Origin of the sequence: Vibrio sp. Isolate24 (genome assembly GCF_022398215.1) — a bacterium.
Taxonomy (GTDB): domain Bacteria; phylum Pseudomonadota; class Gammaproteobacteria; order Enterobacterales; family Vibrionaceae; genus Vibrio; species Vibrio coralliilyticus_A.
Window position 1 is genome coordinate 1,487,229 of sequence record NZ_JAKEUU010000001.1, and the last position, 26,598, is coordinate 1,513,826.

Here is a 26,598-nt window from a genome sequence, read left to right on the forward strand (position 1 = left end):
ATTACGATGATAAAAACACTTTTTCATCGCCTAAAACGGCCGCTTGCGGCCGTTTTTGTTGGCGCTCTCACCACTTTGGCTTTTGCTCCTTACCAATTGTGGCCATTAGCCTTGCTAAGCCCTGTAATATTATTAGCTTTAATTCATAACCAATCACCTAAGCGTGCTCTTTGGGTCGGTTATGCTTGGGGAATCGGCCAATTTGCCACCGGTATCAGTTGGGTTCATATCAGTATTGATAACTTTGGTGGTATGCCTAAGATAGCCAGCGTTTTCTTAATGGCACTCCTGATTGGCTACCTGTCACTTTATTCAGGGCTGTTTACTTGGAGCCTGAACCGATTTTTCCCCAAATCGAATCGAACACGATTTCTTCTCGCAGCCCCAGCGATTTGGTTAATCTGTGACTGGCTGCGCGGCTGGGTTATGACAGGGTTTCCATGGCTTTGGCTTGGTTACAGTCAAATTGAAAGCCCATTAGCCAACTTTGCTCCTATTGGTGGTGTAGAACTATTAACAATACTCTTAGTCATTAGTGCTGGTAGCATCGTGTATGCTACCCATCACAAACAATGGCTACATCTACTTATCCCTGCAGTCATTTTTGCGACTGGTTACGGACTAAAGTCGGCAAACTGGGTCACCCTTAATCCAGATAGCACCACTAAGATCGCACTGATACAAGGCAATGTAGATCAAGCGAAAAAATGGCTACCGCAGGAACGCTGGCCAACCATCATGAAATACACGGATCTCACTCGTGAAAACTGGGACGCAGATATCATCATCTGGCCAGAAGCGGCTATTCCGGCTTTTGAGTTCGAAATTTCTTCGTACCTGAGCAACTTAGATTCAGCAGCCAGAATGAATAACAGTGCAGTTATTACAGGCGTGGTGAACCAAGGAGAAGACCGCCAGTTTTACAATAGTATTCTCACGGTTGGTCAAACTCCTTACGGTGACTACAGCTTTGATATGAATGAACGCTACCATAAGCACCACCTGTTGCCTTTTGGTGAGTTTGTACCTTTTGAAGATATCCTCAGACCATTAGCACCGCTGTTTAATTTACCTATGTCTTCTTTCAGTCGTGGAGACTTCATCCAACCAAACATAGATGCTAATGGCAAACAGATGGCTCCTGCTCTCTGTTACGAGATTATTTTCAATGAACAGGTGCGTGAAAATGTCACTGAGGATACTGACTTTATTTTAACCTTATCTAATGATGCATGGTTCGGTAGATCAATCGGTCCTCTGCAGCACATGGAAATCGCTCGAATGAGAGCACTTGAATTGGGTAAACCTGTCATTCGTTCAACAAACAACGGAGTGACCGCAGTGACCGACTACAAAGGTAGAATCACAGCACAAGTCCCCCAATTCAATACTGAGGTACTGCGTACAGAGGTTATCTCGACAAATGGTCAGACACCCTACCGAGTATTTGGTACTTGGCCTTTGTATATCTGGGTAATGCTCAGTTTAATAATAGGTTGGCGATTGAAAGATTAAACAAGAAAACGTTAAGGGCTGGTCATATTGACCAGCCCTTAAGCCATTCGATAAGCCATTCTACTCATATAGCTTTGCTAAGCACTGACTTAGGGTTTTAAAGCTCGGCGACTAAATGCTTTGCTGCCACATTTGGTACACGGAATGATGACCGTCGGGTGGTTATATTGAGTTTTATGCCCACAATCGTCACACACTAGAACGCCAAGACCAATCACTTCACCAGCCTGATAAAGTCCCTGATGCTCAAGATCAGCAAATAACTCCACCCACTCAACTTTAGTACGATCTGTGATTTCCAATAACCCTTGCCAAATAGAATCGGCGACCATCAGATAAAAAGGTCCGCTCTTAGACTCTTCATAGCTATCCGCAAATTCCTTTAAATCTGATTTCACGTAGGCGGACACCAGTGCCAGCTCATCTTTGGTCAAATCATTGGCCGCTTCTACCACCTTTTCTGAGGTTTCAAAAACGTGCTTGACCTCATCGGGACTGTGTTTGAGTGCTTCCACCACATCATCAAACATTTCCTCATAACCTGCTTTACGTTTTGGCATAGTAACCTCCTTCTAACCGCTCAGAAGAATTGAGCTCCGTAGACTATTGTTGTGCTCCTCTCCTTTAGGTATTCTATGACGATCTATTTATGTCTGTTCGAACTGAACTCACAATTTCCAAGATAACCGGATATCATCGATGCAAGAGCAATATAACCCGCAAGATATTGAACGAAAAGTTCAAAAGCACTGGGATGACAACAAAACCTTTGTTGTAAGTGAAGACCCAAACAAAGAAAAATTCTACTGTCTCTCTATGTTCCCTTACCCAAGTGGTCGACTGCACATGGGTCACGTGCGTAACTATACTATCGGTGATGTAGTCTCTCGTTTCCAGCGCCTACAAGGCAAAAACGTCATGCAACCAATCGGTTGGGATGCATTTGGTCTACCTGCGGAAAACGCTGCTGTTAAGAACAACACAGCTCCCGCACCTTGGACGTACGAAAACATCGAATACATGAAAAACCAGCTTAAGCTTCTTGGCTTTGGTTACGACTGGAACCGTGAATTCGCAACATGTACACCTGAGTACTACCGTTGGGAACAAGAATTCTTCACTAAGCTCTACAATAAAGGCCTAGTTTACAAGAAGACTTCATCAGTTAACTGGTGCCCAAACGACCAAACCGTGCTTGCTAACGAGCAGGTTGAAGACGGCTGCTGCTGGCGCTGTGATACGCCAGTCGAGCAAAAAGAAATTCCTCAGTGGTTCATCAAGATCACTGAGTACGCTCAAGAACTGCTTGACGACCTAGACAAACTTGAAGGTTGGCCTGAAATGGTTAAGACCATGCAGCGCAACTGGATCGGTCGCTCTGAAGGTGTGGAACTCAAGTTTGAAGTTAAGGGTCAACAAGACCTAGAAGTTTACACAACACGTCCTGACACACTAATGGGTGTGACGTACGTTGGTATCGCAGCAGGTCACCCTCTAGCGGCAATCGCAGCTGAGAACAACCCTGAGCTTGCTGCCTTTATCGAAGAGTGTAAGAACAACAAAGTAGCGGAAGCTGAGCTTGCGACAATGGAGAAGAAAGGTATGGCAACTGGCCTTACTGCTATTCACCCATTGAACGGTCGTGAAGTACCAGTTTACGTTGCTAACTTCGTACTGATGGACTACGGTACAGGTGCTGTAATGGCCGTACCAGCACATGATCAACGTGATTTTGAGTTCGCGACTAAGTACGGCCTAGACATCATCCCTGTGATCAAGCCTGCTGACGACAGCGAGCTGAACATCTCTGAAGAAGCGTACACCGAGAAAGGCGTACTGTTCGATTCAGGTGAGTTCGACGGTCTTGAATTCCAAGCAGCATTCGATGCAATCGCAGCCAAGCTAGAAGCAGAAGGCAAAGGCACTAAGACAGTTAACTTCCGTCTACGTGACTGGGGTGTATCTCGTCAACGTTACTGGGGCGCGCCCATCCCAATGGTAACCACTGAAGATGGTGAAGTTCACCCAGTACCTGCTGACCAACTACCAGTAATTCTTCCAGAAGACGTGGTAATGGATGGAGTTACCAGCCCAATCAAAGCCGACAAAGAGTGGGCAAAAACAACATTCAACGGCGAACCTGCTCTACGTGAGACTGATACGTTCGACACGTTCATGGAATCTTCTTGGTACTACGCACGTTACTGTTCACCACAAGCTGACGACATCTTAGATCCAGAAAAAGCAAACTACTGGCTGCCAGTAGACCAGTACATCGGTGGTATTGAGCACGCTTGTATGCACCTACTGTACTCACGCTTCTTCCACAAGCTTCTACGTGATGCAGGTTACGTAACGTCTGACGAACCGTTTAAGCAACTACTGTGTCAAGGCATGGTTCTAGCGGATGCGTTCTACCACGAGAACGACAAAGGTGGTAAAGAGTGGGTTGCACCAACTGACGTAGCTGTAGAGCGCGACGGTAAAGGCCGTATTACTTCAGCTAAAGACACTGAAGGCCGCGATGTTACGCACTCAGGCATGATCAAAATGTCTAAGTCGAAGAACAACGGTATCGACCCACAAGAGATGGTAGACAAGTACGGTGCTGATACAGTACGTCTATTCATGATGTTTGCATCACCTGCAGACATGACACTTGAATGGCAAGAGTCTGGCGTAGAAGGTGCTAACCGCTTCCTAAAACGTGTTTGGAAGCTTGTTAACGAGCACGCATCGAAAGGCGCTGCAGAAGCTGTTGATGCATCAGCACTGTCTAGCGACCAAAAAGCACTTCGTCGTGACGTTCACAAGACTATCGCTAAAGTGACTGACGATATCGCTCGTCGTCAAACGTTCAACACAGCAATCGCTGCGATCATGGAACTGATGAACAAGCTAGCGAAAGCACCTCAAGAATCTGCACAAGATCGTGCCATCCTTGATGAAGCACTACAAGCTGTTGTTGTAATGCTTTACCCAATCACTCCACACATCTCATTCGAAATGTGGGCAGCTCTGGGTCAAGAAGATATCGACAACGCAGCATGGCCAACTTTTGATGAAAAAGCACTGGTTGAAGACGAGAAGCTAATCATCGTTCAGGTTAACGGTAAGCTACGTGCGAAACTAACAGTACCAGCGGACATATCTAAAGAAGATATCGAAGCGCTTGGTCTAAACGATGAGAACGTGACTAAGTTCACTGAAGGCAAAACCGTACGTAAAGTTATCTACGTACCAGGTAAGCTGCTTAACATTGTTGCAAACTAAGAAAGTGTTGCGAACTAATCGCAAATAAATAAGTCTTATGCAGGGTATTCATTATAGTACCCTGCTTTATTTACCTCAGTGTATTCAATGAGTAGCCTGAGATAAGTATCCCAATAATCGAGAAACATCCACTAATGCGCCTATTTTCAATATCTACTTTAAAGCTAGCCAGTGTTGTTCTTACTGCGAGCCTACTTTCTGCCTGTGGTTTCCACCTTCGTGGTGATTACTCTATCCCAGATGAACTTGAGACCATGTCGCTAACCAGTTATGACCAATACAGCAACTTTACTCGAATGATGAAAGGTCAGTTGCGCATGAGTGAAATTGAAGTCGTTCCACCAGCAGATAATATTCCCAACCTCCATTTAATCGGTGAAGGCGTTGGTGAACGCACCTTATCACTTTACCAAAACACGCGTGCAGCCGAGAAAGAGCTAACATTTCGAGCTTCTTACCGTGTAACCATTCCAGAGTTGGGTGAAAAAACCTTTTCTACCAGCGTCACTCGCAGCTACTTGGATAACCCACTCACCGCTCTGGCAAAGTCAGTGGAACGGGATATGATTGAAGACGAAATGCGCAAACTGGCCGCATCGCAAATTATTCGTCAGATGGCCCGATTAAAAGCCGATATAGAAGCCAATGAGCTTGAAATGGAAGAACAGGACATTCAGTTAAAGGCCGATGAAGAGCAATACCGCGTAAGGACCTACTTTTCAGATGAGTTCGCAACGCCTTCTGACAACAACTCTAACCTTCAGTAGAGCACCCAATGCGAATCTTCGCTGATCGACTGGTGGAGCAATTGAATAAGCAGCTCCACCCAGCTTATCTTGTATTTGGTAATGAGCCTCTGCTACTACAAGAATCTCGTCAGTCCATTCAAAAAGCCGCTTACACTCAGGGCTTTGAAGAACGACACCGGTTCGCAGTAGACAATAGCTTTGATTGGAACTTAGTGTATGACAGTTGCCAAGCATTAAGCCTGTTTTCATCACGTCAATTGATTGAGCTAGAACTTCCTGAATCGGGGGTAAACGCGGCGATTGCCAAAGAGCTAGTAGGCATTTCAGAGATGTTACACAACGACATCATATTAGTCGTGATTGGCACTAAACTCACTAAAGCTCAGGAAAATGCTAAATGGTTTAAAGCCCTGTCCTCGCGCGGCTGTTGGGTAAACTGCCTCACCCCAGACCTCAACCGTCTACCCCAGTTTGTTCAGTCACGCTGCAGAGCACTGAACCTAACCCCAGATGCTGAAGCAGTTCAGATGTTGGCTCAGTGGCATGAAGGCAATTTATTCGCTTTAACTCAAAGCTTAGAGAAACTGGCTCTACTCTACCCAGATGGTCAGTTAAACCTAATTCGGTTGGAAGAATCTCTAAGCCGACACAATCATTTCACTGCCTTCCACTGGGCTGATGCTTTACTCGCAGGTAAAGCAAACCGTGCTCAGCGCGTACTTCGTCAATTAGAAGCAGAGGGTACTGAAGCTGTTATTTTAATCAGAACTATCCAAAAAGAACTCACGCAACTCTTGGCGATGCAACAAGCCCTTCAGTCTCAATCAATCGGGCAAGTTTTTGAGCGTTTTAGAGTTTGGCAATCCAAAAAACCACTGTACTCAGCGGCGTTGAATCGGCTAACTCAAGCCAAGCTATCCCAGTTGATTCAGTTAATTGCCAAAGCGGAAATAATTTCTAAAACTCAATATGACGCTTCCAGCTGGCCACTATTACACCAGTTAAGTACTGAGATGTGCTTGCCGCAAGTGAAGCTGTAAAAAGCGTGATATACTACGCCGCTTTGATTTGCGCCTAAAATGAATAATGAGGAGATAACCTTGCAACTTGAAGAACTGAACGATTTTCTAGTAGATAAAGCCGATGATATGAAAGCACAAGATATTAAAACTCTTGATGTTCAAGGCAAGTCCAGTATCACGGACTACATGATAATCTGCACAGGCACTTCAAAACGTCACGTAGCGTCAATTGCTGAACATGTGGCAAAAGAATCTAAGCTTGCTGGGATAGTTCCTCTAGGCATTGACGGCGAAGATGAAGGTGAGTGGGTCGTATTGGACATGGGAACAACAATTCTTCATGTTATGCAGGAAGAGCAACGTGAGCTTTATCAGCTAGAGAAACTCTGGAGCTAAATTAATGAAGCTTCAGTTGATCGCTGTCGGCACGAAAATGCCCAAGTGGGTGGAAGAAGGCTTCCAAGAATACAAGCGCCGATTTCCTCATGACATGCCACTAGAGCTTGTTGAAATTCCAGCCGGGAAACGAGGAAAAAATGCCGACATTGCAAGAATTTTGCAAAAAGAAGGCGAGGCTATGCTGGCTGCAGTGCCAAAAGGTAATCGAATTGTTACCCTAGATATTCCTGGCAAAAAGTGGGACACCCCACAATTGGCTCAGCAGCTAGAGAACTGGAAACTTGATGGTCGTGATGTTTCGATTTTAATCGGTGGTCCGGAAGGACTGGCTCCAGCCTGTAAAGCAGTGGCTGACCAAAGTTGGTCACTATCCGCTTTAACGTTACCGCATCCTCTGGTTCGCATCGTTATGGCAGAAAGTCTGTATCGAGCTTGGAGCATTACTGCAAACCACCCATACCACCGAGAATAATCAATTCATGTTACGAAAGCGCACCCGAATAAGGGATTACCAAGAAGAGGCACGGCTGTTTAAAAGTCGTGCTATTGTCGCTTTCATTGGTATCGTTGCTATGGTTGGCCTATTAGTCGCCAACCTGTACAACATCCAAATCAACCAATATCAGGACTATAAAACTCGTTCAAATGACAACCGGATTAAAGTGGTTCCAATCGCCCCAAACCGCGGATTGATTTACGACAGAAACGGTACCCTGCTTGCCGAGAACCGCCCGGTTTTCAACTTGGAGATCACACCAGAAAAAATCGAAGACATGGAAGGGACTATTGCTCGCCTTCAAAAATACATTGAGATCACACCCGAACAAATAGAACGTTTTGAGCGAGAGCGACGCCAAACTCGCCGTTTTAAATCAGTCCCACTGTTGACCCAGCTCACACAAGAGCAAGTCGCCAAGTTTTCCGTCAATCAGCACAAGTTTCCTGGCGTAGCAGTGAACGCCAGTTTAAAACGTCACTACCCTTATGGTGAAGTTCTGACTCATGTCATCGGTTACGTCTCGCGCATAAACGATCGTGATATGCAGCGCCTGATAAGAGAAGAAAAAGACGCGAACTACCAAGCCACTCGCGATATCGGTAAGCTCGGCATTGAACGCTATTATGAAGACCTTCTTCATGGTACTGCGGGCTATCAAGAAGTTGAAGTTAACAGCCGCGGGCGGATAATCCGTACCCTAAAATACATTCCGCCAGTCCCGGGAAAAGATATCGTTCTCAACCTTGATATCGATCTACAACTTTACATTCATGAATTACTGGCTGAGCGCCGCGGTAGTGTCGTCGTTCTCGATCCAAAAGATAATGGTGTCTTGGCCATGGTATCGAGCCCAAGCTATGATCCCAACGCCTTCGTCCATGGCATTTCGGGAAAAGCCTATAGCGCTCTGCTCAATGATAAAAACCGCCCTTTAGTTAACCGCGCAACACTAGGTATTTATCCACCCGCCTCGACAATTAAGCCATTTATGGCTGTTGCTGCTCTACAAGAAGGCGTTATAACACCGTACACAACACGCAACGATCCAGGCTATTGGAAAATTCCTAACTCAAAAACTAGGCCTTTCCGAGATTGGCTACGCTGGGGACACGGTCGTGTGAACATCGTTAAATCCATCGAAGAGTCAGTGGATACTTTCTTCTATCAAATAGCCTACGATATGGGCATAGATCGCATCTCCAATTGGATGATGATGTTTGGCTTTGGTGAAAAGACAGGAATCGATATATACGAAGAAAGCAAAGCAAACATGCCTACTCGAGAATGGAAGATGGCTCGACACCGTGAGCCTTGGTATCAGGGTGATACGATTCCGGTTGGTATCGGACAAGGCTATTGGACCGCGACACCAATACAAATAGCGAAGGCAACTTCAGTATTGGTCAATCGAGGCAAAGTTATCGCTCCTCACTTACTGCGTTCAACCATAGAAAATGGCCAGCAGTTTGATAAACAAGTACTCTCGGAGGTTGAAACATACCCTCCTATCACTGGGGTGAAAGAAAAATTCTGGGATCTCTCCATTGAGGGGATGAGACTGGTCAACCACGGTAAGAAAGGAACCGTACGCCGAGCATTTTACAACACCAAATATATAAGTGGAGGCAAATCTGGGACAGCGCAAGTATTCGGCCTTGCTGAGGACGAGGAATACAACGCAGATGAAATCGCAGAGCACTTACGTGACCATGCGCTATTTACTGGCTTTGCGCCACTCGACGATCCAAAACTAATTGTGACCTTGGTATTAGAAAATGCCGGCGGTGGCTCATCACAAGGCGGCCCAGTCGCAAGACGTATCTTCGACCATGTATTAGTAAAAGATAAAGAGGCAGAACAATAATGGACTTTGATCCAGCTACGGGGCAAAACCGAGCGCTGTTTGAGCGCTTTCATATCGATTTGCCTCTGTTACTCGGTATTCTTGTCTTAATGGGCTTTGGCCTAGTAGTCATGTACAGTGCGAGTGGTCAAAGTCTGGCCATGATGGACCGCCAAGCTATGCGAATGGGCTTATCCCTAGGTGTTATGGTCATTCTTGCGCAAATTCCTCCTCGAACATACGAAACTTTGGCACCGCTTATGTTTATGGTCGGGGTTTTACTGTTGTTCGGCGTGCTATTCTTTGGTGAGGCCTCCAAAGGTGCCCAGCGATGGCTCAATCTGGGCTTTGTCCGCTTTCAACCCTCCGAGTTGCTTAAGCTCGCGGTGCCTCTTATGGTGGCCCGATTTATTGGTAAACGCTCACTGCCACCAACCTTCCAGACTCTCGTTCTATCTTTAGTCATGGTCTTTGTTCCCACTATCCTCATTGCTAAACAGCCAGATTTGGGCACTTCGATTCTGATTGCAGCGTCAGGTATATTTGTTATCTTTCTTGCAGGGATCAGCTGGAGAATCATCTTCGCTGCAGCGTGTGGCCTTGGTGCTTTTTTACCGATTCTCTGGTTCTTCCTTATGCGTGAGTATCAGAAAGTCAGAGTAAGAACGCTGTTTAACCCAGAGTCAGATCCTCTTGGCGCTGGTTACCACATTATTCAAAGTAAAATAGCGATTGGCTCAGGTGGCATATCAGGCAAAGGCTGGCTACAAGGTACCCAATCCCAATTAGAGTTTTTACCAGAGCGCCACACTGACTTTATTTTTGCTGTGATCGCTGAAGAGTGGGGATTAATTGGTATCCTAATTTTACTTAGTCTGTATCTGTTTATTATTGGTCGAGGGTTAGTGTTAGCCAGTAAAGCACAAACCGCTTTTGGTAGAATGATGGCTGGCAGTATTGTTCTAAGCTTCTTTGTCTACGTTTTTGTTAATATCGGCATGGTTAGTGGCATTCTGCCTGTTGTTGGTGTTCCACTCCCCCTCATTAGTTATGGTGGAACATCAATGGTTACTCTTATGGCCGGCTTTGGCATACTTATGTCGATCCACACTCACAGAAATGCATTCTCGAAGGCAACCTAAATGACCCTAAATACTCCTTTGCTTGGCATACTATGCGCTGTAATCCTGTTAGCGGGTTGCTCATCAACGCCTTCTCAGCGATACACGATCGATGACGACATCGCCCCAGATTCACCGATTTCTGTTGATCACATAGAAGATGCTAATCCTCAGTACGAACCTTATAGCTTGGGCGGTAATAGTGACTACACACTGCGTGGAGAGAAATACAAAATTATCAGAGAGCCTCAAGGCTTCACCCAAGAAGGGATGGCATCTTGGTACGGCAAAAAATTTCACGGTCACCTAACGTCTAACGGCGAAGTATACGATATGTATTCTATGTCGGCGGCGCACAAAACCCTACCTATTCCCAGTTATGTTAAAGTCACTAACAAAGACAATGGTAAAACGGCTATTGTGCGCGTCAATGATCGCGGACCTTTTCATGAGGGTCGAATCATAGACCTCAGTTTTGCCGCAGCGACCAAGCTGGATGTGATTCGTACGGGAACCGCAAATGTTGCCATCGAGGTCATCTCAGTAGGTAAACCCACGGAAGCTCACAAACAAAAAGCACTGCCTAAGTTCGTTGTTCAGGTGGCTTCATCACAACACGAAGACAGAGTGCGAACTTTAGCACAAGATTTAAGTCAAACACTTTCAGTCAAAAGTTATGTCAATTCGGATAAAAACATTCATCGAGTGTTTCTAGGTCCATTTGATGACTATATGCTGACACAAAAAGCATTAGAACAAGTCAAGCTGATGGGCTATTCAAGTGCTTTTATAAAATCCCAGTAGTCCTCAATCCAGTGTGGGGCAAGCCTTACACTGGTTTGAGCGATTGTTTCTGTTAAGATATGGACAGTTAATATAAACCTGTAGTCAATATGAAAAAAACAACGCTAATTAAATCCGTTTTTGCGTCTTCTATTGCGCTTTCTGCAACTTTCGCATCCACTTCATTTGCCGCTCCGATTGTTGTACCGGATGCCCCCCAAATCGCCGCAAAAGGCTACGTTTTGATGGATTATCATTCAGGTAAGATCCTGGCTGAAAAAGAGATGAACACCAAATTGTCTCCAGCCAGTCTGACCAAAATGATGACCAGTTATGTCATTGGTCAAGAATTGGAACGCGGTAATATTTCACTTCAGGATGATGTGACGATCAGTAAGAATGCATGGGCAAAGAACTTCCCTGATTCTTCCAAAATGTTTATTGAGGTTGGCACCACAGTCAAAGTGGAAGAGCTCAACCGAGGTATCATTGTTCAGTCCGGTAATGACGCCTGTGTAGCGATGGCTGAGCACATTGCTGGCTCAGAAGACGCTTTCGTAGATCTGATGAATGCTTGGGCTAATACCCTAGGTATGAAAGATACGCACTTTGCTAACGTCCACGGCCTAGATAACTCGAATCTATACTCAACGCCTTATGACATGGCACTGTTAGGTCAAGCTTTGATCCGTGACGTGCCTGATGAGTACCGTATCTACTCCGAGAAGAAATACACTTACAACGGTATCACACAGTATAACCGTAATGGCTTACTGTGGGATAAGAGCATGAACGTTGATGGTATAAAAACCGGCCATACAAGTAATGCGGGATATAGCTTAGTTAGCTCTGCGACAGAAGGTAAAATGCGTCTTGTTGCGGTCGTGATGGGAACCAAAAGCGCCAATGCACGTAAATCTGAAAGTAAGAAATTGCTAAGCTACGGTTTCCGATTCTTTGAAACCGTTGCCCCACACAAAGCCGGTGAAACCTTCGTCGAAGAAAAAATCTGGATGGGTGACAAAGACACTGTTGCGCTAGGCCTCGACCAAGACACATATGTTACCCTTCCTCGCGGAGAAGCGAAGAATCTTCAAGCAAGCTTCGTGCTTGAAAAAGAACTTGAAGCCCCCATTAAAAAAGGTGACGTAGTTGGTAAGCTATACTATCAACTAGAAGGCGAAGATGTTGCTGAGTACCCACTTCTTGCTCTTGAAGACGTAGAAGAAGGTAGCCTATTCAGCCGTCTGTGGGATTACATTGTGATGCTGATTAAGAGCTTCCTATAATCCAGAACACATATTCATCAAAAGCCGCTTCACGCGGCTTTTTTTATTCTCGCTAGCTCAAATCGCGAGAATGTTGAGATTTAGATTCAATGGCAGTACTATTCCGCGCTGCTTACATGACATTCAACTTGGAGTTTCAAAATGTTGACTATCAACTCAGATGCAAAACTGAAAGACCTGCTTGAGTTCCCTTGTTCGTTTACCTACAAGGTAATGGGCTACGCCAAGCCTGAACTGCCAGAGAAGGTTCTTGAAGTGATCCAGCGCCACGCTCCAGGTGACTATAGCCCTAGCGTGAAACCAAGTGCCAAAGGCAACTACCATTCGGTATCTATTACCATTACAGCGACGTCAATTGAACAAGTCGAAACGCTGTATAAAGAGCTGGGTGAAATCGACATTGTACGCATGGTTCTATAATTTTATTTGATAAAATAAAATTAATTTGAAAGCAGCGAAAGCTGCTTTCTTTTTAAATATCATATAGATAATAATCCTGCATATTTCCAAGGGTTAAAAATGTGTAACTGGTATATAGTTCAATGACCAGAACCAGTTTATAATCCCAAGACTTTATTTACTGACTATAGGATCAGGAATGCAAAACCAGCTTGTTGTGAAGCGTCTGGGTAGGCAAGATTACGAACCTATCTGGCAAGCCATGCACGACTTCACAGATCACCGTACTGAGGAAACCTGTGATGAAGTATGGCTAGTCGAGCACAACCCTGTCTTTACACAAGGGCAAGCAGGTAAAGAAGAGCATTTGATCAATACCGGTGATATCCCTGTTGTCCAAAGCGATAGAGGTGGTCAGGTGACCTATCACGGTCCCGGTCAATTGGTGGCTTACTTCCTGATAAATTTACGTCGTAAAAAGATCGGGGTCAGAGAGCTTGTAACTCATATAGAGAACCTGGTGATCAACACCCTTAAAAATTACAATATAGAGTCGGCGGCACGACCAGATGCACCAGGCGTCTATGTTGATGGTAAAAAGATCTGCTCTTTGGGGCTGAGAATCCGTAAAGGATGCTCATTTCATGGTTTAGCATTGAACGTAAATATGGATTTATCACCGTTTTTGCGTATCAATCCATGTGGCTATGCCGGAATGGAGATGGTTCAGATGAGCCAGCTTGGTGGACCGGATGATCTTACCCAGGTTGAAGCGACATTAGTCGATGAACTTGTAGCTTTGCTTGGTTACGAGCAAGTTGAATTCAGCACAGAAGCCTCTCCTACGCGATGAGAAGCAAAGAGAAGCAAAGAGAAGTAAAGATAGCATGAGTAAACCAATCCAAATGGAAAAAGGCGTTAAATACCGCGACGCCGACAAGATGGCACTGATCCCAGTTAAGAACATGCCAACTGAGCAAAAAGAAATCCTGCGTAAGCCTGATTGGATGAAGATCAAGCTACCTGCTGATAGCCAACGTATCCAAGATATTAAGTCAGCGATGCGTAAGAATAACCTCCACTCGGTGTGTGAGGAAGCGTCTTGCCCTAACTTAGCAGAGTGCTTCAACCACGGTACCGCCACTTTTATGATTCTTGGTGCTATCTGTACTCGTCGCTGCCCTTTCTGTGATGTCGCTCATGGACGCCCAGTTGCTCCTGAAGCCGATGAACCGAAAAAACTGGCGCAAACCATTTCAGATATGAAGCTGAAATATGTGGTTATTACCTCAGTTGACCGTGATGATCTTCGTGACGGTGGAGCAAAACACTTCGCTGATTGTAACCGTGAGATACGTGCCAAAAATCCAAACATCCGTATCGAGACTCTAGTCCCAGATTTCCGCGGCCGTATGGATGTCGCACTTGAATTAATGAAAGACAACCCACCAGATGTCTTCAACCATAACTTGGAAACGGCACCTCGTCTGTACCGCAAAGCTCGTCCAGGCGCCAATTACAAATGGTCGCTACAGCTGCTTAAGAAGTTCAAAGAACAGCATCCGGATGTACCGACTAAATCAGGCTTGATGATGGGTCTAGGTGAAACTAAAGAAGAAATCGTTGAAGTTCTTAAAGATCTTCGCGAGCACGGTGTGACTATGCTGACTCTAGGTCAGTACTTAGCTCCAAGTCGTCACCATCTCCCCGTTGAACGTTACGTGCCGCCTTCAGAATTTGATGAGCTAAAAGAAATTGCTCTGGAACTGGGCTTCACTCACGCGGCATGTGGCCCATTTGTTCGCTCTTCATACCATGCTGACCTACAAGCACAAGGTGTTGAAGTAAGCTAAATATCACTTTAATTAGTCGTAAGGGTTGGCAAAATAAGTCAGCCCTTTTTTGTTTCGTTTCTTGAATGAGACACAACTCTTCTATAGGCTTAGCTCTAACGACATAAAAAAGTACATCTCCAAGGAATTATTATGAAAAGACTAGGTTTTGTTGCTGTTGCTCTCGCCGCGCTAACAGCAGGTTGTGCGTCTAACACACAGCAGGACAATTTCCGCGAAGCTTCTTTTGAGCTGTGTAATACAGAGGTTGAACTTTACTCTGTCAGTGACGATGGCCGCGTACGTATCGTATGTGCTGACGGCTCTAAGTTTGCTCTAACCAGCGAAGCAACGCTTGAGACTATGCGTGACATCAACATCGATTACTGTGATGGTGAAGGTCTTGGCAAGTTCAGCGAAAGCCGCAAGTACTACTCATTCAAGTGTAAGTCAGGTACGCTACTGAGCATTTCAAAATAGGCTCAAGCTAGAATCAAAAAAGGTTGATGATTTGTTTTCATCAACCTTTTTCATTTCAACGGCAAGAGCTCCACTATTTGAACGTTCTTACCGACAATACCTTACCATTGCTTCCCCCCATGCTGGTCACTTCGACTTCTAACGAGTTCATCGAAATAATGCCGTCTGTTGAACAGATAACAAAAACATACGCACAGGAAAACTTATCTTCGAAAGGCATCGGAATCCGGTTCCAATAAAACTCACTCGCTTTCGCATCGGTGCGGAATTTTCGATAATCCGCTGGTGCCGTTGAACCGCTTTGCTTTGCAATATGTGCAGCAAAAACTCGGTTTTGCTCTTTATCTACACCAACAGCCATTTCACAACCACTAAACGGCCCAGACGCTAACCAACCTATGCCACTGCCTGTGTAACGCCCTACCACCGCTTTGGTTTCAGCGTATGGTACCCAAACACCAGCATCAACGGAGGAATCATCTCGCGTCAAAACTACTTTGCCATCACGCTGAATTAAGGTCACACCATACTGCTTTTCCAAATAGCCAGTCTCGCTGTTTTCCGGTTGACACGTGAGACGCATATCCATTTCAATATTTTTGCCGACCAAAGCGGTCAGGTTTTCTTTCGTTGGACGCATTCAACTCTTCCTTATGAATAGCCAATTAAAACTAAGTATATAGATTTAAACTCAATACCAATCAATCACAGATATAAAACATTGTGATTATGTTGCGGTTTTTAATTATCACTCATTGAGTGACCAGCATGATAAGGGAAGTGAAGGAGTAACTGGTTTATCCAGTTGGTTTGCTTAGGGAAAGAATCAGAAAGTAAAAAAAACCTCCCAGCGGGAGGTTTTAAAAGTGGCAATGATTCGCGCAGTGAGATTAAGCGTAAACCGGTAGGCGCTTACAGATTTCAAGCACTTTCGCTTTCGTTGCTTGGATAACCTCTTCGCTGCCGATGTTATCAAGAACGTCACACATCCAGTTCGCTAGTTCTTTAGCATCTTCTTCAGTGAAACCACGACGAGTGATGGCTGGAGAACCTACACGGATACCAGAAGTCACGAACGGGCTACGTGGATCGTTTGGCACTGAGTTCTTGTTTACCGTGATGTTTGCTGCGCCAAGTGCTGCATCAGCATCTTTACCTGTGATGTCTTTGTCGATGAGGTCAACTAGGAACAGGTGGTTCTCTGTACCGTTAGAAACGATCTTGTAACCACGCTCTTGGAACTGGGCAACCATCGCTTTAGCGTTCTTCACTACACGCGCTTGGTACGCTTTGAATTCCGGCTCCATTGCTTCTTTGAACGCTACCGCTTTACCTGCGATAACATGCATCAGAGGACCACCCTGACCACCAGGGAATACCGCTGAGTTCAGCTTCTTGTACATCTCTTCGCCAGCATTAGACAGGATTAGACCACCACGTGGGCCTGCTAGTGTCTTGTGCGTTGTTGTTGTCACAACATGAGCATGTGGAACGGGTGTTGGGTATTCGCCAGCTGCGATTAGACCAGCAACGTGCGCCATGTCTACGAACAGGTACGCGCCTGCTTTGTCTGCAATTTCACGCATGCGAGCCCAGTCAACGATTTGAGAGTAAGCCGAGAAGCCGCCGATGATCATCTTAGGCTTGTGCTCTAGAGCAAGCTGCTCCATCTCGTCGTAGTTGATTTGACCCGCTTCGTCGATACCGTAAGGAATCACGTTGTAGTGTTTACCAGAGAAGTTTACTGGTGAGCCATGAGTCAAGTGACCACCATGCGCTAGGCTCATACCTAGAACAGTATCACCTGGGTTTAGCAATGCCATGTACACAGCGCTGTTTGCTTGTGAGCCCGAGTGAGGTTGAACGTTCGCGTACTCACAGCCGAATAGCTGACATGCACGATCAATTGCCAAAGCTTCCGCTTTATCAACGTATTCACAACCGCCATAGTAACGCTTGCCAGGGTAGCCTTCAGCGTATTTGTTTGTTAGCTGAGAACCTTGAGCTTCCATTACACGTGGGCTCGTGTAGTTTTCAGAAGCGATTAGTTCAATGTGTTCTTCCTGGCGAAGAGTTTCTTCTTGGATTGCTGCGAACAGTTCCGCATCGTAATCTGCGATGTTCATATCACGCTTTAGCATCTGTATCTCCTGACTCAGATTTAAACTGAAATTTGCAAAAAACCTACTAATGACCCTATTAATCTACGTAAATTTACTCACGCAAACGTTTGCATCACGTTAATAGCGCGCATTCTACATAATTTGATCTTGGCCATAAAGAGAAAGTTTTACTTTTTCTCATGCAGATTCTTCATGTGGTTCTACGAGGATTGTCATATTGTCACCTTTCTAAATCGTATAAATATGAAAAGTGTCAATTTTTCCCTTTACACCCCGTAAAACGATAATTACATAGGTTTACCTTAAATTTACTTCTCAAGCTACCGAAAACCTCATTTTTTAAATAGTATGCGCGCCATTATCTACTGTAAAAGTTTCAAATTGATGGAAAAACACTCACGCAAAGAAGATTGGATTGCTATTTTAACCGGAACATTTCTGGTCGCTCAGGGCGTTTTCTTCCTCCAATCTGCCAATCTGTTAACCGGAGGCACCACAGGTTTAGCGTTGCTTATGAACCAGTTTGTGTCACTTTCCTTCGGTACGCTTTACTTTTTGGCCAATAGTCCTTTTTATTTACTCGCGTGGAAGCGTTTTGGCTCACGATTTGCTTTTAACAGTGCTATTTCTGGTGCCTTAGTCTCTGTGTTTGCAGATCACCTATATCTGGTCGTCAGCCTTGAAACGGTCAACGTTGTGTATTGCGCGGTTGCCGGCGGATTACTGATGGGCTTAGGTATGCTTATCCTGTTCCGGCATCGCTCAAGTCTCGGCGGTTTCAACGTACTTTGCCTGTTTATTCAGGATAAGTTCGGCATTTCAGTGGGCAAGTCTCAACTAGCTATCGATTGTTGCATCTTGTTCGCATCATTCTTCTTTGTCTCTCCAGAAGTCATTGGGTTATCTATTTTGGGCGCTATCCTGCTCAATGTTGTGTTAGCCATGAACCACAAGCCAACCCGTTATTCGGTCAATTACGGTTGAGAACCACTAGATGAAGAAAAGCCCGCGATTGCGGGCTTTTCTTCATCTAGTGGTTGCTGCGATTAGTGTGAGGTTCTGGCCTTCACATCGTGACTTAGCTCTTTGTTCAGCTCAGCTTCCACATGACCCGGTGACTGCGTACTTACTGAAATCAGTCGGTACATCGCAGGGATAACAAACAAAGTCACCAGCGTTGCGAAACCCATACCGAAGAAGATCACCGTACCTACCGCCACTCGGCTTTCATAACCTGCTCCTGTCGATAGGATCAACGGAATTGCACCAGCAAGCGTAGTGAACGCCGTCATCATGATTGGGCGCAGGCGACGTGCTGCGGCATCGACAATCGCTTTCTCAAATTCGAAGCCGCGATCACGTAGTTGGTTCGCAAACTCAACGATCAGGATACCGTTCTTGGTCACCATACCAATCAACATGATCATGCCAATCTGGCTGTAGATATTCAGCCCTTGACTCATAAAGAACAAGCCCAAGAAGCCGCCGAATACCCCCATAGGAACAGTGAACATCACCACTAGTGGGTTAATGAAGCTTTCAAACTGCGCTGCCAACACCAGATACGCGACCAGCAGTGCCAAGCCAAATACCACCAGAATACTGGATTGGTTCTCTTTATAATCTTTCGATTCACCAGAGTAGCTGACTGAGATATCGCCCGGCAGAATGTCCACCGCTTTTTGATCTAGGAAGTCCAGAGCCTGACCTAAGGTATACCCATCAGACAAGTTAGCCGTTACGGTAATCGATTTCTGTTTGTTGTAATGTGACAAACGAATCGACGAAGCCACTTCTTCAATCTTGGTGACCGCATCCAGTGTCACTAATTCGCCTGAACTGGTTCGCAGATAAATCTGGCTCAGATCCGTCGCGTTATTGAAGCTGTTCTCATCACCGCGCAGATAAACGTCATATTCTTCACCACGCTCGACAAAAGTCGTTTCACTCTTACCGCCAAGCATAATTTCTAAGGTCTCAGAAATCTCTGATACGCTGATGCCCAACTCTGCCGCACGTTGTTTGTCAACCGTCACCACCAGCTCAGGGGTTCGCTCAGAGTAGTTAATGTCCGCCCCCTCCATGATCGGAGACTCTTCTGCTAACTGTTCTAACTTTTCAGCCCACTGTTTCAGCTCAGGGTAATCAGAACCTCCTAACACGAACTGGACGGGTTCACTAGAACCACCTCGGAAGCCTGGCATAAATGGGAAGACACGAACATCTGGAATCCCCACCAGCGCCTTTCTCACCTCACCTAACGCCTGTTGAGCCGTTACATCACGATCATTCCAGTCATCCAGAATCATGATCACGAAACCCGTCTGGTCACCGGCATTACCGCCAAAGGCTGGCGATTGAATGCTGAAGGACTTAAGGAAGCCTTCGCCCAGTAGCGGCAATAAGCGCTCTTCGACGATATCCATGTTCGCAGCCATGCGGTTGTAACTAGTCGCATCCGCACCACGAACAAAGGCAAAGATTACCCCGCGGTCTTCAGATGGTGTGAGCTGAGAAGGCACTTGTTTCATCAAGCCCCAACTTCCGCCGATACAGGTCAAGATGATCAGAGGCGCCGCCCACTTCCATTTCAAGGCTCCACGCAATACTTTACGGTAACCGATTTCCAGACGACCAAACATGCGGTCGATGAAACGGTTAAAGCGGTTTGGTTTCACGTTAGCCTTTAATAGCTGGCTGCCTAGTACTGGCGTCAGAGTCAGTGCAATCAGTGATGAGAAAATCACCGACATCGCCAACAGTACCGAAAACTCGGTAAACAACAAGCCGACCATGCCATCCATAAACGAGATGGGCAGGAAAACCATGACCAGTACCAGAGTTGTCGCCACTACGGCAAAGCCAACTTCGCGTGTCCCTTTGTATGCAGCCAACAGCGGTTTTTCACCGCGTTCGATATGGTGGAAAATGTTCTCCACCACCACGATAGCGTCATCGACTACCAAGCCAATCGACAATATCAGCGCCATCAACGTGATAAGGTTGATGGAAAAACCGAAGTAGTAAGCGGCCATGAAGGATGAAATCAAAGAAACAGGCACCGTTGCTGCTGGGATCAGCGTGGCTCGTACCTGACCAATGAATATGTACAGCACGAGAATGACCAGACCACCAGTAATAAACAGAGTGCTATACACTTCTGCTATCGAACGCTCAATAAAGACGGTTGAATCATAGTCGATGGCAAGACGAGTTCCCGATGGAAGGAATTGTTGGATTTTTTCCACTTCATCATGCACTAAGTCAGCTACTTCCAGCGGGTTGGCGTCCGATTGAGGCACAATCCCCATACTGACATTGACGACACCATCACTCTTAAAGGTCGAGTTTTCGTTCTCCGCACCAATGTAGACATCCGCGACATCTTTCAGATAGATGGGCGAGTTATCACTGGCACGTTTAACGACAAGGTACTCGAAATCTTCGGCGACGTTATAACTGCGAGCGGTACGAACCGACATCACGATCTGATCGTTACGAACTTCTCCGCCCGGGCTTTCAATATTTTCGCTGTTGAGTGCCGCAGTAATGTCAGATGTCGTGACTCCACGCCCCGCCATTTGTGCAGGCTTCAGCTTAACGTACATGACTTTATACAAGCCACCAGACACTTCGACCGAACTTACACCCGAGATCAAACTGAATCTGTCGAGCAGAACTCGATCAACATAGTCCGTCAGTTGTGTCCGATCCATTTCTGAAGAACTCAGATTGATGTAGAGAGACGCTTCACCGGAGCCATTGTTCTTATAAACAATCGGATCATCCGCCTCATCAGGCAAGGAACGCTGCGCACGTGCAACCGCATCCCGAACGTCACTGACGCCAGTATTGAGATCATAACCGAGTTCAAAAGTAATCGTGATCCGTGAACTGCCATTACGCGTTTTCGATTCAATTTCATCAATACCACTGATACCAGAAAGCTGGTCTTCCAGTGCAGACGTAATTTGGCTTTCAATAATGGTCGCTGAAGCGCCTTCATAACGGGTACTGATTGAAACGACCGGACTTTCAATATCCGGCATTTCGCGTACCGCCAGTTTACTGAAAGAGACAATACCAAATACACACAGCAGTAAGCTGAGAACGACCGCCGCAACGGGGCGTTTTACAGAAGCATCAGATAACCACATTAGCTGTTACCTTCTTGCTCAATACTCAGTGGTTTGCCATCTTTACCCAGTTCACTCACAGCGACACCATCGCGCATGTTCACAATACCTTGAACGACGATTTTCTGGCCGATATCCAGGCCTTTTTCAATCACAACTTGGTTGCCGATACGAGCACCTAAGAAGACCTCAGTGCGAACCGCTTTGCTGTCACCTCCAACTACGTAGACATAACGTTTGGTACCAGAATATTCGAGTGCTTGAACAGGAATAATCGGCGCTTCCACTGGCGGGAAATCCATATCCGCCGCGACTAACATCCCTGGCTTTAACTTTTTATCCGGGTTTTCAAAATGGATTCGTACTCGTAGATTGAGCGTTTCTTCATTGATGCGTGAGTCGATACCGACCACTTGCCCCTCAAACATCCATCCATCCCATGCAGCCGTCGTTGCGGTGACCTTCATACCTTTCGATATTTGAGACAAATAACGCTCAGGCACTTGTAAATCCAACTGCATGACAGATAAGTCATCCAGTGCAACCAACTCATCCCCCGTACTCACCAACTTACCTAAACTAAAATCGACGAAGCCGACAGTACCAGAAAAAGGCGCAGTAATATTTAAATCACTGAGATTCGCATTGGCCGCGTCAAGACGTGCTTGAGCAATTTCTACGCTGGCTTTCTGCGCATCAATTTCAGTCTGAGTGATCGCATTACGCTTGACCAAGCGTTCAAATTCTTTGAGCTTGCGCTTTTCATCTCTCAGGTAGGCTTTCGCTTCGGCCACGCTGGCTTTTGCCTTGTCATCATTAAGCTGAATCAGCAACTGGCCTTTCTTTACTTCTTGATTGGCTTTAAATGCAATGACATCGACTCGACCTGTCACTTCAGAGGAGAGCACAACCGATTGCTCTGCTTCAATTTTGCCTACCAAAGATAAAGACTGTGAAACTTGATGTGTCTGGACCTGCTCTGTCACCACAGTTACTGTCTGTGGCCCTTGCCTTTTAGCTTGAACACTAGGTGTGGCCGCAATCATAGACAACGAAAAAATACTCAGAATAATTTTATTTTTCATGATTGAAATTCTGTCTCAAAAAACTCGGCATATTGTACTCATTAAACCACTTGGGAAACGTCAAGTAATGTAAAGAGAGAGCAATAAACTGTAAGTTTAGACTTTGATTACCTGAGCTTTTAGGTTACTTACTGGCATCTTTGCCCAAAAAGCCAGCATTCAATTCAAAATCATAAGAAAAGTCTTTACAGGTTTAGCGAGTTTGCTATGATGCGCTCCGCACTTGAGTAATGGGTTGGGAAATCATTTCTTAAGTATAAAAACACCCTGGAGGGGTTCCCGAGTGGCCAAAGGGATCAGACTGTAAATCTGCTGGCACTGCCTTCGATGGTTCGAATCCGTCCCCCTCCACCATATTGAATGCTTGATTGATGCGTTGGGAAAACGTCAGTTAAGGATAAAAAGCCCTGGAGGGGTTCCCGAGTGGCCAAAGGGATCAGACTGTAAATCTGCTGGCACTGCCTTCGATGGTTCGAATCCGTCCCCCTCCACCATATTAAACGCTTGATTGTTGTGTTGGGAAAACATCARTTAAGGATAAAAAYACCCTGGAGGGGTTCCCGAGTGGCCAAAGGGATCAGACTGTAAATCTGCTGGCACTGCCTTCGATGGTTCGAATCCGTCCCCCTCCACCATATCAGCGAAAAGCCAGCTCATTGAGCTGGCTTTTTTCGTTTCTGCTTTCCAATTACGCATAAAAAATGCCCCGCACAAGCGAGGCAATGAAGAAAACACTATAGGGGGTGATTACTCTTCAATTAAAATAATGCGTGTCTCATAAGGACGTAGGGTCTGATCTCGAGAAACAGCTTCAGGTAAAACGTAGTTGCCTAATACATACTTAGCACAATCCACCTTGAAAGAGTCCGGCAGTGTACATTGCGCTTCCACGCCGTAATAGTTGTTGAGACAAATCAGCGTCTGTTTGGCGCTCTTACGTTGATAGCCAAAGATCTGCTCATGATTCGGATACAGATCTTGATAGTCCCCTGTCGTGATCACTTCAATCTCTTTGCGCAATTGAATTAACTTCTGATAGAAGTAAAAGACCGAATCACTGTCATCAACGGCTTTAGCTGCGTTCACTTGAGGATAATTTTCTGCCACCGCCAACCAAGGCTCTACCTGAGAGAAGCCAGCATACTGCTCGTCATTCCATTGCATTGGCGTCCGTGAGTTGTCACGGGATTTCTGAGCCAGAATATCGATCATCTCTTCGTTGCTGACACCTTGCTGGTTGACCATGATGTCATACATATTGGTGCTTTCCACATCACGGTATTGCTCTATCGAGGTATAGCCGGGGTTGGTCATCCCAATCTCTTCCCCTTGATAAATGTATGGTGTGCCTTGCATCATATGGACAGAGGCTCCCAACATTTTGGCGGATTCCACTCGATAGTTTTTATCATCACCTAAGCGGCTAACGACACGTGGCTGATCATGATTACACCAGAACAATGCTCCCCAACCTTTACCGTTCAATCCTGTTTGCCAATGGTTAAAGATTTGCTTTAGCTGTAAAAAATCAAAGGGCGCTTTAGTCCACTTCTCACCATTTGGATAATCCACTTTGAGGTGATGGAAATTAAACACCATCGACAATTCTCTGTTATCCAGAGAGGAATACTGCTGGCAGTGTTCCAATGTGGTAGACGACATTTCGCCAACCGTAACGCTGCCATATTTTTGGAACACAGCTTCGCTAATTTCCTGCAAGTATTCATGTACACGAGGGCCATCTGTGTAAAAGCGGCGACCATCACCGATATCATCATTCGGGAAGTCTTGCTGCTTAGAAATCAGGTTGATTACATCAAGGCGGAAACCATCCACGCCTTTCTCTGCCCAGAAGCTGATGACCTTTTTCACTTCCTCACGAACTGTCGGGTTCTCCCAATTGAGGTCCGCCTGCTCTTTGGCAAAGAGGTGCAGAAAATACTGGCCTGTTTGCTCATCCATTTCCCATGCACTGCCACCAAACTTGGACTGCCAGTTGTTTGGAACGTCACCTTCTACCGGATCTTTCCAAATGTAGTAATCACGATATGGGCTGCTCTTATCCCCCAGCGCAGATTGGAACCAAGCGTGCTCGGTAGAAGTGTGGTTAACGACAATGTCCATGATGATGCGAATACCACGCTGGTGTGCTTCATCAAGCAGACATTCGAAATCGTCTATGCTGCCAAATTGAGGGTTAATGGCGTAGTAGTCTGAGATATCGTAACCATTATCGATCATCGGAGACTGATAGACTGGTGTTAGCCAAATGACATCAATACCGAGCAATTTTAAGTAATCGAGCTTAGAAATGATGCCCTTAATATCCCCTGTTCCTTTACTACCGCTATCACAGAAGCTCTTCGGGTAAATCTGATATATCGAAGCCGTTTTCCACCAGTTCGCATCATTTGTGATTGTTGTCATTGCTAAACTCACTTACCAAAAAATAAAAAATCGAAAAAATAGCAGAAGCGATCGCCGAATTGCGATCGCTCCTTTTTGTTTGCGCTTAAGCGCTTGCAGGCTCTAGCTCGCCTTTCATTTGTGCACGCTTGTAGAATAACAGGGTCAACACTGCTGGAAGTGCAATCGCCACCAGCATTGCAATCGCGTAAATGCCCCAGAATTGTGGTTGGATAGACAGAATACCCGGCAGGCCACCCACACCGATACCATTAGCCATCACACCGGCACTACCACAGATCGCTGCTGCAATAGCACTACCGATCATCGCACTCAGCATTGGGAATTTGTATTTAAGGTTAATGCCGTACATCGCTGGCTCGGTGACACCTAGATAAGCAGATATAGCCGCAGGTACTGAGATGTCGCGTTCACCGTGTTTCTTACTGATGATGATGATACCGACAACCGCTGATGCCTGAGCAATGTTAGACAGTGCAATCAAAGGCCAAATTGGAGTACCACCTAGGTCTTGCATCAACTGTAGATCGACAGCGTTGGTTGTATGGTGAATACCGGTAATCACCAAAGGTGCATACAGGAAGCCAAACACCATTGAGCCAATCACAGCGAAATCACCCGTCATTGCTGCTTTCGCGGCAAATGCCACACCATCACCCAATACGCGACCGAACGGGCCAATCAGAGAGTGCGCCAATACAACAGAGACGATGATCGAAACGAAAGGAACAACAACCAGATATAGGTAAGAAGGAACAATGCGCTTAAGGTTCGTTTCGATGAACGCCAACGCGATACCCGCTAACATGGCTGGAATTACCTGGGCCTGATAGCCCACCTTCTCGATAGCAAATAAGCCAAAGTCCCACACTTCTGGCACTTGCTTACCAATCAGGTACGCATTCATCAGTTGAGGAGAGACTAAAGTGACACCAAGCGTAATGCCGAGGATCGGTGTACCACCGAGTTTCTTCACTGTTGACCAACACACACCAACAGGTAAGAAGAAGAAAATGGCTTCACCAATTAGCCATAGGAAGCTGTGAACCGTCGCCCAGAATTGGCTGATTTCCGTCAATGATTGACCATCAAACATCTTGATGTCGCCAATCACGTTGCGGAAGCCCAAGATCAAACCACCTGTAATGATGGCTGGCAACAGTGGTACAAAGATTTCAGCAAGATGGGAGATACCACGTTCCAAAATGTTCATATTCTGACGTGCAGCCTGTTTGGATTCATCTTTCGACGCTTCAGACTTACCCGACAGTTCAATCAGAACTTTATACACTTCATCAACTTCAGTACCGACAACAACTTGAAACTGACCTGCGTTGGTAAAACAGCCTTTCACTAATGGCAAAGCTTCTAGCGCTTTACTATCGGCTTTATCGGTGTCATTTAACACAAAACGTAGACGTGTCAGACAGTGGCTTACACTGGCGATGTTATCGCGACCGCCAACCAGTTCTATCAGACGCTCAACCTCGTGTTTCGCAATCTTACTCATATCCTTGTCCACCCTAAATTGGTTTCTCGTTCAGATCAGAACTCTCTGATCAAAAGGTTAGTTATAATTAATTTGGGAACATTCCCATTTGTGCTTATTATATTGTCAAATCT

The 26,598-nt window shown here is 45.7% G+C and carries 22 protein-coding genes and 3 tRNA genes; 18 read left to right on the forward strand and 7 right to left on the reverse strand.

The window, feature by feature from the left end:
* Nucleotides 1-6 precede the first annotated feature (6 nt).
* Nucleotides 7-1,515 (forward strand): apolipoprotein N-acyltransferase, encoded by a 1,509-nt coding sequence (gene lnt / locus L1D23_RS06605; RefSeq protein WP_239864941.1) that lies wholly within the window; start codon nucleotides 7-9, stop codon nucleotides 1,513-1,515.
* An 89-nt stretch (nucleotides 1,516-1,604) separates the two neighbouring features.
* Here the strand turns inward: lnt and L1D23_RS06610 are convergent, their stop codons facing one another.
* Nucleotides 1,605-2,075: a zinc ribbon-containing protein gene (locus L1D23_RS06610; protein WP_239864943.1), complete on the reverse strand. Its 471-nt coding sequence runs from the start codon at nucleotides 2,073-2,075 to the stop codon at nucleotides 1,605-1,607.
* 139 nt (nucleotides 2,076-2,214) lie between these two features.
* Here L1D23_RS06610 and leuS point away from each other — a divergent pair, with 139 nt between their 5' ends.
* The 13 genes from leuS to L1D23_RS06675 all read left to right on the forward strand — a co-directional run bounded on the left by leuS (nucleotide 2,215) and on the right by L1D23_RS06675 (nucleotide 15,204).
* Nucleotides 2,215-4,788, forward strand: a complete 2,574-nt coding sequence (gene leuS / locus L1D23_RS06615; protein ID WP_239864945.1) for a leucine--tRNA ligase — start codon at nucleotides 2,215-2,217, stop codon at nucleotides 4,786-4,788.
* A gap of 134 nt (nucleotides 4,789-4,922) precedes the next feature.
* The gene (lptE, locus tag L1D23_RS06620; RefSeq protein WP_239864947.1) at nucleotides 4,923-5,555 is read left to right on the forward strand and encodes an LPS assembly lipoprotein LptE; all 633 of its coding nucleotides are present in this window, start codon (nucleotides 4,923-4,925) and stop codon (nucleotides 5,553-5,555) included.
* 8 nt (nucleotides 5,556-5,563) lie between these two features.
* A complete protein-coding gene (gene holA / locus L1D23_RS06625) occupies nucleotides 5,564-6,577 on the forward strand; it encodes a DNA polymerase III subunit delta (RefSeq protein WP_239864949.1) in 1,014 nt (337 codons plus the stop codon).
* A gap of 60 nt (nucleotides 6,578-6,637) precedes the next feature.
* Nucleotides 6,638-6,955, forward strand: a complete 318-nt coding sequence (gene rsfS / locus L1D23_RS06630) for a ribosome silencing factor (RefSeq protein WP_239838351.1) — start codon at nucleotides 6,638-6,640, stop codon at nucleotides 6,953-6,955.
* A 4-nt stretch (nucleotides 6,956-6,959) separates the two neighbouring features.
* Nucleotides 6,960-7,430 (forward strand): 23S rRNA (pseudouridine(1915)-N(3))-methyltransferase RlmH, encoded by a 471-nt coding sequence (rlmH, locus tag L1D23_RS06635; RefSeq protein WP_239864951.1) that lies wholly within the window; start codon nucleotides 6,960-6,962, stop codon nucleotides 7,428-7,430.
* A 7-nt stretch (nucleotides 7,431-7,437) separates the two neighbouring features.
* Nucleotides 7,438-9,321, forward strand: a complete 1,884-nt coding sequence (mrdA, locus tag L1D23_RS06640) for a penicillin-binding protein 2 (RefSeq protein WP_239864953.1) — start codon at nucleotides 7,438-7,440, stop codon at nucleotides 9,319-9,321.
* Nucleotides 9,321-10,442, forward strand: a complete 1,122-nt coding sequence (gene rodA / locus L1D23_RS06645) for a rod shape-determining protein RodA (protein WP_239864955.1) — start codon at nucleotides 9,321-9,323, stop codon at nucleotides 10,440-10,442. Before mrdA ends, rodA begins: the two co-directional genes overlap by 1 nt.
* The gene (locus L1D23_RS06650; RefSeq protein ID WP_239838355.1) at nucleotides 10,443-11,225 is read left to right on the forward strand and encodes a septal ring lytic transglycosylase RlpA family protein; all 783 of its coding nucleotides are present in this window, start codon (nucleotides 10,443-10,445) and stop codon (nucleotides 11,223-11,225) included.
* An 89-nt stretch (nucleotides 11,226-11,314) separates the two neighbouring features.
* Nucleotides 11,315-12,493 (forward strand): serine hydrolase, encoded by a 1,179-nt coding sequence (locus tag L1D23_RS06655; protein WP_239838356.1) that lies wholly within the window; start codon nucleotides 11,315-11,317, stop codon nucleotides 12,491-12,493.
* Nucleotides 12,494-12,634: 141 nt separating this feature from the next.
* Entirely contained in the window at nucleotides 12,635-12,913 is a 279-nt protein-coding gene (gene ybeD / locus L1D23_RS06660) for a DUF493 family protein YbeD (protein ID WP_114786547.1), read from the forward strand.
* Nucleotides 12,914-13,091: 178 nt separating this feature from the next.
* Entirely contained in the window at nucleotides 13,092-13,745 is a 654-nt protein-coding gene (gene lipB, locus L1D23_RS06665; protein WP_239838357.1) for a lipoyl(octanoyl) transferase LipB, read from the forward strand.
* Nucleotides 13,746-13,779: 34 nt separating this feature from the next.
* Complete coding sequence (gene lipA, locus L1D23_RS06670) at nucleotides 13,780-14,745, forward strand: lipoyl synthase (protein ID WP_239864957.1); 966 nt, start codon at nucleotides 13,780-13,782, stop codon at nucleotides 14,743-14,745.
* Nucleotides 14,746-14,877: 132 nt separating this feature from the next.
* On the forward strand, nucleotides 14,878-15,204 hold the full coding sequence (locus tag L1D23_RS06675; RefSeq protein WP_239838359.1) for a hypothetical protein: 327 nt from the start codon (nucleotides 14,878-14,880) through the stop codon (nucleotides 15,202-15,204).
* Between the two features lie 73 nt (nucleotides 15,205-15,277).
* Here the strand turns inward: L1D23_RS06675 and L1D23_RS06680 are convergent, their stop codons facing one another.
* Together L1D23_RS06680 and glyA are read right to left on the reverse strand one after the other, a co-directional pair.
* On the reverse strand, nucleotides 15,278-15,844 hold the full coding sequence (locus L1D23_RS06680; RefSeq protein WP_239864959.1) for a hypothetical protein: 567 nt from the start codon (nucleotides 15,842-15,844) through the stop codon (nucleotides 15,278-15,280).
* 250 nt (nucleotides 15,845-16,094) lie between these two features.
* Nucleotides 16,095-17,345 carry a serine hydroxymethyltransferase gene (glyA, locus tag L1D23_RS06685; protein WP_239838361.1) on the reverse strand — a complete coding sequence of 417 codons (1,251 nt, stop codon included), beginning with the start codon at nucleotides 17,343-17,345 and terminating at the stop codon, nucleotides 16,095-16,097.
* Between the two features lie 366 nt (nucleotides 17,346-17,711).
* Here glyA and L1D23_RS06690 point away from each other — a divergent pair, with 366 nt between their 5' ends.
* Nucleotides 17,712-18,311, forward strand: coding sequence for a YitT family protein (locus L1D23_RS06690; RefSeq protein WP_239864961.1), 600 nt, complete (start codon nucleotides 17,712-17,714; stop codon nucleotides 18,309-18,311).
* A gap of 62 nt (nucleotides 18,312-18,373) precedes the next feature.
* Here L1D23_RS06690 and vexH read toward each other — a convergent pair whose 3' ends face one another.
* Nucleotides 18,374-21,484: a vibriobactin export RND transporter permease subunit VexH gene (vexH, locus tag L1D23_RS06695; RefSeq protein ID WP_239864963.1), complete on the reverse strand. Its 3,111-nt coding sequence runs from the start codon at nucleotides 21,482-21,484 to the stop codon at nucleotides 18,374-18,376.
* Nucleotides 21,484-22,548 carry an efflux RND transporter periplasmic adaptor subunit gene (locus L1D23_RS06700; RefSeq protein ID WP_239864966.1) on the reverse strand — a complete coding sequence of 355 codons (1,065 nt, stop codon included), beginning with the start codon at nucleotides 22,546-22,548 and terminating at the stop codon, nucleotides 21,484-21,486. The genes vexH and L1D23_RS06700 overlap by 1 nt, the downstream gene beginning before the upstream one ends.
* Nucleotides 22,549-22,817: 269 nt before the next feature.
* On the opposite strand from L1D23_RS06700, the gene L1D23_RS06705 reads away from it, so the two are divergent.
* From L1D23_RS06705 to L1D23_RS06715, 3 genes are all read left to right on the forward strand, one after another.
* A tRNA-Tyr gene (locus L1D23_RS06705) sits at nucleotides 22,818-22,902 on the forward strand.
* A gap of 55 nt (nucleotides 22,903-22,957) precedes the next feature.
* Nucleotides 22,958-23,042, forward strand: a tRNA-Tyr gene (locus L1D23_RS06710).
* Nucleotides 23,043-23,098: 56 nt separating this feature from the next.
* Nucleotides 23,099-23,183, forward strand: a tRNA-Tyr gene (locus L1D23_RS06715).
* A 112-nt stretch (nucleotides 23,184-23,295) separates the two neighbouring features.
* Here L1D23_RS06715 and treC read toward each other — a convergent pair.
* Nucleotides 23,296-24,975, reverse strand: a complete 1,680-nt coding sequence (treC, locus tag L1D23_RS06720; RefSeq protein ID WP_239864968.1) for an alpha,alpha-phosphotrehalase — start codon at nucleotides 24,973-24,975, stop codon at nucleotides 23,296-23,298.
* 85 nt (nucleotides 24,976-25,060) lie between these two features.
* Nucleotides 25,061-26,485, reverse strand: a complete 1,425-nt coding sequence (gene treB, locus L1D23_RS06725; RefSeq protein WP_239864969.1) for a PTS trehalose transporter subunit IIBC — start codon at nucleotides 26,483-26,485, stop codon at nucleotides 25,061-25,063.
* Between the last annotated feature and the right edge of the window lie 113 nt (nucleotides 26,486-26,598).